Source organism: Candidatus Methylomirabilota bacterium (genome assembly GCA_036001065.1).
Classification (GTDB): Bacteria; Methylomirabilota; Methylomirabilia; order Rokubacteriales; family CSP1-6; genus MNEF01.
Genome location: DASYUQ010000027.1, coordinates 1 through 5,615, shown reverse-complemented (window position 1 = coordinate 5,615; position 5,615 = coordinate 1). Strand labels below are relative to the sequence as shown.

At 69.9% G+C, this 5,615-nt stretch carries 10 protein-coding genes; 3 read left to right on the top strand and 7 right to left on the bottom strand.

Annotation, left to right across the window (positions count from 1 at the left end; all coding sequences use genetic code 11):
• Positions 1 to 48: 48 nt before the first annotated feature.
• The 3 genes from VGV13_02470 to VGV13_02460 form a co-directional block, all read right to left on the bottom strand.
• Entirely contained in the window at positions 49 to 828 is a 780-nt protein-coding gene (locus VGV13_02470) for an electron transfer flavoprotein subunit beta/FixA family protein (protein HEV8639942.1), read from the bottom strand.
• Positions 825 to 1,556, bottom strand: coding sequence for a GntR family transcriptional regulator (locus VGV13_02465; protein HEV8639941.1), 732 nt, complete (start codon positions 1,554 to 1,556; stop codon positions 825 to 827). The genes VGV13_02470 and VGV13_02465 overlap by 4 nt, the downstream gene beginning before the upstream one ends.
• A gap of 415 nt (positions 1,557 to 1,971) precedes the next feature.
• Positions 1,972 to 2,160, bottom strand: coding sequence for a tautomerase family protein (locus tag VGV13_02460; protein HEV8639940.1), 189 nt, complete (start codon positions 2,158 to 2,160; stop codon positions 1,972 to 1,974).
• Between the two features lie 143 nt (positions 2,161 to 2,303).
• Between VGV13_02460 and VGV13_02455 the strand changes: the two genes are divergently transcribed.
• Positions 2,304 to 2,597, top strand: coding sequence for a hypothetical protein (locus VGV13_02455; GenBank protein HEV8639939.1), 294 nt, complete (start codon positions 2,304 to 2,306; stop codon positions 2,595 to 2,597).
• Here the strand turns inward: VGV13_02455 and VGV13_02450 are convergent.
• Genes VGV13_02450 through VGV13_02440 form a run of 3 tightly spaced genes read right to left on the bottom strand, consistent with a single transcriptional unit; the run spans position 2,594 to position 3,569 of the window.
• Positions 2,594 to 2,917, bottom strand: coding sequence for a nitroreductase/quinone reductase family protein (locus tag VGV13_02450; GenBank protein HEV8639938.1), 324 nt, complete (start codon positions 2,915 to 2,917; stop codon positions 2,594 to 2,596). The two genes, VGV13_02455 and VGV13_02450, sit on opposite strands and share 4 nt — an antisense overlap.
• Positions 2,914 to 3,222 carry a hypothetical protein gene (locus VGV13_02445; GenBank protein ID HEV8639937.1) on the bottom strand — a complete coding sequence of 103 codons (309 nt, stop codon included), beginning with the start codon at positions 3,220 to 3,222 and terminating at the stop codon, positions 2,914 to 2,916. Before VGV13_02445 ends, VGV13_02450 begins: the two co-directional genes overlap by 4 nt.
• A gap of 2 nt (positions 3,223 to 3,224) precedes the next feature.
• Positions 3,225 to 3,569 carry a RidA family protein gene (locus VGV13_02440; GenBank protein HEV8639936.1) on the bottom strand — a complete coding sequence of 115 codons (345 nt, stop codon included), beginning with the start codon at positions 3,567 to 3,569 and terminating at the stop codon, positions 3,225 to 3,227.
• A 270-nt stretch (positions 3,570 to 3,839) separates the two neighbouring features.
• Between VGV13_02440 and VGV13_02435 the strand changes: the two genes are divergently transcribed.
• Both VGV13_02435 and VGV13_02430 read left to right on the top strand, forming a co-directional pair.
• Complete coding sequence (locus VGV13_02435) at positions 3,840 to 4,484, top strand: hypothetical protein (GenBank protein ID HEV8639935.1); 645 nt, start codon at positions 3,840 to 3,842, stop codon at positions 4,482 to 4,484.
• Positions 4,485 to 4,601: 117 nt separating this feature from the next.
• Positions 4,602 to 5,384 carry an SDR family NAD(P)-dependent oxidoreductase gene (locus tag VGV13_02430; GenBank protein HEV8639934.1) on the top strand — a complete coding sequence of 261 codons (783 nt, stop codon included), beginning with the start codon at positions 4,602 to 4,604 and terminating at the stop codon, positions 5,382 to 5,384.
• Positions 5,385 to 5,399: 15 nt separating this feature from the next.
• On the opposite strand, the gene VGV13_02425 is transcribed toward VGV13_02430, so the two are convergent.
• Positions 5,400 to 5,615 (bottom strand): hypothetical protein (locus tag VGV13_02425; protein ID HEV8639933.1); only part of this gene is annotated, 216 nt, incomplete at its 5' end.

Below are 5,615 nucleotides of genomic sequence, written 5' to 3'. Positions count from 1 at the left end.
GCGCCGGCAAAGCCGGCGCTCGAAAGCGCTGTTTGGCTCCCATCATCGCTAGATGGCCTTCGCTTCCTCGCGGAGCGCCCGCACCAACTCCTTCACTGCGGTCGGCACGTCGCCCTGGATGACGCGTCCGGGCGGCCGCGGCGGCAGCGCTTCCAGCGTGACAACGCTGAGCTGCGGGGGTTCGGCGGCGACCCCGAGGTCGGCGGCCTTGAGATCCTTGATCTCCTTCTTCTTGGCGCCCATGATCCCTTTGAGCGTCGGATAGCGCGGCTCGTTCAGGCCCTTTTGGGCGGTGAGCACCGCGGGCAGCGGGAGATCGAAAACCTCCAGCCCGCCCTCGACCTGGCGCGCGACGCGGACGCTCTTGCCGTCGGCGTCGATCGTTTCCTCCATGATCCAGTACGCGCAGGGCCAGCCGAGCAGGTCGGCGAGCTGCGCCGGCACCGCGCCCATGTCGTCGTCGATCGCCTGGCGCCCGCAGAGAACGAGCTGGGGCGCCTCCTCCTTGACGACGGCGGCCAGCGCCCGCGCGGCGGCCAGGGTGTCGGCCTCGGCCAGAGCCGGATCATTCACGTGGATGGCGCGGTCGCAGCCCATGGCCAGACACGAGCGCAGCGCCTCCTTGGCCCGCTCCGGGCCCAGCGAGACGGCGACCACCTCGGCCGGTCCGCGCTTTTCCTTGATACGCAGCGCCTCCTCCACGGCGAACTCGTCGTAGGGGGACACGATCCAGGTGATCCCGGCGGCATCGATGGCCCGCGGGTCGGCGCCGATCTTCACCTGCGTCGCCGTGTCCGGCACCTGTTTGATGGCCACCAGGATCTTCATGCGGAGGCTCCCTCGAAGTGGAGTTCCCGGGTGATCCGGAACCGATCGCCCGGGATGAAGACGCGGTCGAAGACGACCGCCTGGCCGCCCACCGCGAACGAGACGCGCTCGGACTCGAACGCCGGGGCGCCGACAGCGCAGCCCAGCTCGCGCGCCTCGCGCTGCCCCAGACGCACCGCGGAGACGCTCTCGCGGGCGCGCGCGATGACGAGCCCGACTTTGAACTCGAGCGCCTGGCGCAGGGGCGTGGCGGCGAGGTCTGCCTTGAGGAGCTCTTCGCCGATGAGCGCCGGCAGGAAGGAGCGCTGCAGGCTCATGGGACGCCCGTCCACGAGCCGCAGCCGCTCGATCTGTAGCGCGCGGGCGCGGGGCCCGATCTCGAGCGCCGCGCTCACCCGCCGGTCGGCGGCGACGAAGCGGCTCGACAGCAGGCGCGTGCTCACCGGCTCGCCCCGGGCCCGCAGCTCGCCGGCCAACCGGCGGAGCTGAAGGATGTCGTAGTCGATGGACGGGGCGGCGACGAAGGTGCCGAGGCCGTGCTGCCGTCGGATGAGATTGTCCCGCTCGAGCAGCTCGAGGGCGTGGCGGACAGTCATCAGCGTGACGCCGAAATCCCGCGCGAGCCTGCGCTGATTTGGCAACCGGACGCCGGGCCCGAGGTCACCGCTTTGGATCCGCTCGCGCAACTCCTCGGCGATGCGGTGATACCGCGGCACCCGCCCGTTCATTCGACCTCTCTTCCGCTCGGTGTTCTAGAACACCTCGGCCCCGATCAGGCTGCGAAGCGCCGACACTGGGGAAACTCGGGCAAAGCCGAGAACAGCGAGATACCGCGCGCACCGCAGCGACGCCCGTATTGTACGGCCGCCGCCGGGCAGGGCGCAAGCCACGCGCGGCGTGCGCGATCGCCGCCCCCCAGCGCCGGCTCAGTACCGCAGACGGAGGACGAGCGGGTTGTCGAATTCCTCTCGGCCGATCGTTTGCGAGTGCGCGCTGAGGAGGCCGAAAATCAGCAGCAGGACTGCGCCCACGCTGCGCTCTCTCACACGCGCGGGCTCTAGTGCCGTTCCAACTATTCGCGCCTAGGAAGGCACCGTGTACGTCGTTCGTGGACAGATTTAGTATCAACAAGTTGGAACGGCACTAGGGGACCTCGCTGGCGAGCTTGCCGTTGACGCCCCAGTTCGACTTCTCGACGTCCTGGAAGACGATGTGCACCTGGTCCGGCGTCGTCTTGCCGATCTTCACCATCGCGTCGGTGATGGCGGCGACGATCTGCCGCTTCTGCTCCTGCGTGCGGCCGGCGTACCACTGGATCGTGATGTTCGGCATGACCTGTCCTCCTGGCTTGGTCCGACGCTCCGGGGGGCCGGGCTCCCGGAGGCTAGGGGGACTATAGCCTTAGAATTTCGCTTGCGCGACGGTCTTCTGCTAGAGTGGATCTAGATGGCGATGCGGATTTTCGCCATGGCCCGGTGACGGAGTTCATCGCCGACGCCCCCGTCGTCGCCCGCTCGTATTGCCCCGGTTGTGAGCCCGACGCTGACCCGACGCGCGAGATCCTCGACGTGCGCTGGTGCGACGCCCACGCCCCGACCCGCGACGGCTGCGACGACACCGCCGTGACCTCCGACGCGTTTCTGTCGGGGAGCGCCGAGGCGGGCGGCGACGCGAACCGGCGCTGGTGCGAGCTGCTCCACGCGAGCTCCAAGGCCCAGCGGACGCGCGCGGGGGGCCGCCTCACCCCCGCTCGGCGCCGGCCACTCTAGGCCGCGGGCGTCAGCTCGACGACGAGTCCGTCGCCCCAGCCGTACTTCCTCGCCGAGAGCGCGCGAATCCCCAGGGCCAGCTCGGGCTCGCTGACCGCATCGACGAGGCGCGCCGTCCCCGCAAAGGTCTCCGGCCCCACCCGCACCTGCACCCGCGGCTCCGCCCGGAGGTTCCGGACCCACTGGGCTTCCTCGCCGCGCTCGGCGACGACGTAGTACCGCCCGTCGCGCCGCGTGAACCAGATCTCGATCTCGCGGGGCCGACCGCTCCGCCGGCCGGTCGTCGTCAAGTAGAGATGCTCCGGCTCCGGCGTGCTCACGTCGCCCTGGCCAGCGCCGCCCGGACGCGGCGGACAGTCCAGGCGTTGACGCCGGCGGCGACGAGCCGGCGGGAGTTCCCGGTCTCGCTCTCAATCCTAAGCCGCGTGCCCTGCCCTTGCGCCGTCGCCGAGACGCGGATGGTCACCTCGACCCGCCAGGGCCACGCGCGCGCTTCGAGCGTCGCCTCCTCCGCGTCGTAACGCGTGAGCCGGGCGCCGAGCCGGCGGAGCGTCTGGGCGCTGCGGAGGAGCGCCTCGTCCGGCGCCCCGGCGGCGGCGCACTCGGCGGTGGCGCGAGCCCCCACGCTCAGACCGCCGCGACGATGGCGATCTCGACCAGGTACTTGGACGAGGCCAGCCGCGCCTCCACGGTGGCGCGGGCGGGGGTGTTCTTGGGATCGACCCACGCGTCCCAGGCGGAGTTCATCTCGTCGTAGGTGGCCATGTTCGCCAGGTAGATGGTGGCCGAGAGCAGCTTCGACCTGTGGCTGCCGCTGGCCGCCAGCAGCTCGTCGATCTTCTTGAGGATTTCCTCGGTCTGGCCCTTGACCGTCGGCGACCCGCCCGCGACCTGGCCCGCCAGGTAGACGGTGCCGCCGTGGACGACGGCCTGGGTCAGCCGGGGCCCGACGTTGTGCCGTGTGATCGTCATGTTCGGCTCCTCTCGCTGATGGCGTTCACGACCCCCGGATTCTATCCAACGGGATCCTGCAGCCAAGTACCGTAGTCGAGCAGGCCTCTCCCGCGAACTGGCGGCGGGTGCAGCCCGTTCGGGGAACCTCTGCCCGGGCCGACGAAGGTCGATGGCATTCCCTTTGCTGCGCACCCATGTAGGAACCAGGCGAAAGCAAGGGGGGCCTCGATGACACGCGTAGTCGTCGTCCTCTCCGTAGCCCTCATCCTGAGTGGCTGCGTAGGGAAAATGCCCGTCCTCCAGAAGCGGTCCTTCGACTTCAAGTCCACCGCCCTGTTCAGGCAGCCCTGCGACGCGAACGTCCCGCTCGAGGAGTACGAGATCGCGCTCAATCGCTGCAACACGAAGCGCCTGCTTCGGATGATCGACACCTTCCTCACCATCCAGGAGGCCGACGTGAGCCAGGGCGTCTCCGGCGACACCCTCACCGACGTCCGCCAGAAGGGGTTCACGATCTACATCGACGAGGACAGGAAGATCCGGCGGCCCAACACCCGGGTCCTCTACGGCAGCGAGGCGCTCGCCGCCGTCGGCATGGCCGTGAGCCCCCCGCCCCTGCAGAAGCCCGAGGAGATCAAGGCCTACGCCGACTTCATGGGCCAGCACTACGCGGAGGAGTACGTCGAGCGGGACATGACGCAGGCCGCCGACCGCTTCTGTCTCAACACGCGCGACTCACTCGACGTCGGCGAGGATCGCGTCTTCGCCATCGTCTGGCGCGAAGGGCGCGTCTTCAAGCGGATCATCAAGGGCGGCCCCATCAACAACCCGAAGCAGCAGCGCGCGCTCCTGGTCTGCCCGGGCGACTTCATCCTCGATACGCTGACTGGGGCCGTCGGCACCGGCATCAAGGCCCTGAGCCCGATCAAGTGAGCCCGCGCCGTCCTTGACCGCGGGGGCCGGGCCGGCTACTCTCGACGCACTTCAGCGGCCGCGGGCGTTCCGACGCGGCCGCAGCGTTCTCAACCCTTCGTAAGGACGAGGCCCGACATGAGTCTACTGAGCGGGAGGGTCGCGATCATCACCGGGGCCAGCAAGGGCATCGGTCGCGTGATGAGCCAGCGCTTCGCGCAGGAAGGGGCGCGGGTGGTCTGCGCGGCGCGCTCGGGCGCGCTGGTGGAGGAGACGGCCGAGCTCATCCGGAAGGCCGACGGGCAGGCGGTGGCGGTCGTCGCCGACGCCGCCACCGAGGAGGACGCGCGCCGCATCGTGACGGCGGGCGTCAAGGCCTTCGGCAAGGTCGACACGCTCGTCAACAACGCCGGTGACGGCGGGCCCACCAAGCCGGTGCAGGAGTACGCGACGGAGGACTGGTTCTACACGATCAACTCCTGTCTCACCAGCTCATACATGATGACCCGCTTCGCGGTGCCCGAGCTCATCAAGGCCGGCGGCGGGTCCATCGTCAACATCTCGTCGGTGGCCGGGCGCCGCGGCCTGGCCTATCGCATCGGTTACTGCTCCGCCAAGGCGGGCCAGGTGGGCATGACCTACGGCCTGGCGGTGGAGCTGGCTCCCCACAACATCAGGGTCAACGCCATCGCGCCCGGTGCCGTCGAGGGCGACCGCATCGACCGCGTGATCGCCGGCCAGGCCCAGGTGCGGGGGCTCCCGGTCGAGGATATGCGGAAGGCCTTCGTCGAGCGCTCGCCCCTCAAGCGCATGAGCACGCCCGACGACATCGCCGCCCTGGCCGTCTTCCTCTGCAGCGACCTGGCCCGCAACCTCTCGGGTCAGTGCATCGCGGTGACGGCGGGCGAGCCGGCGCTGTAGGCGTCGGGGCGCCCGTCAGGATCCCAGCAGCCCGACGCCGATGCGGGCGGCGGGATCGGGCAGCACGGGCGCCGGCGGGGGCGCACTCACCTTCTGCAGCGCCGGCATCACCTCGCGCGCGAAGAGGCGCATGCTCCGCTCGGCCTCGTCGTAGGGCATGCCGGCGTAGCTGAAGACGCCGACGAAGTGACTGTTGCCCGTGCGAGCCTGGACGTCCAAGATCTTCGCGGA

What these genes read in the sequence shown, in the direction of transcription:
- VGV13_02435 (HEV8639935.1), top strand. Translation starts at nt 3,840, where the DNA reads ATGCCCGTCCTCCAGAAGCGGTCCTTCGACTTCAAGTCCACCGCCCTG.
- VGV13_02440 (HEV8639936.1), bottom strand. Translation starts at nt 3,569, where the DNA reads ATGACGATCACACGGCACAACGTCGGGCCCCGGCTGACCCAGGCCGTC.
- VGV13_02460 (HEV8639940.1), bottom strand. Translation starts at nt 2,160, where the DNA reads ATGCCGAACATCACGATCCAGTGGTACGCCGGCCGCACGCAGGAGCAG.
- VGV13_02465 (HEV8639941.1), bottom strand. Translation starts at nt 1,556, where the DNA reads ATGAACGGGCGGGTGCCGCGGTATCACCGCATCGCCGAGGAGTTGCGC.
- VGV13_02470 (HEV8639942.1), bottom strand. Translation starts at nt 828, where the DNA reads ATGAAGATCCTGGTGGCCATCAAACAGGTGCCGGACACGGCGACGCAG.
- VGV13_02430 (HEV8639934.1), top strand. Translation starts at nt 4,602, where the DNA reads ATGAGTCTACTGAGCGGGAGGGTCGCGATCATCACCGGGGCCAGCAAG.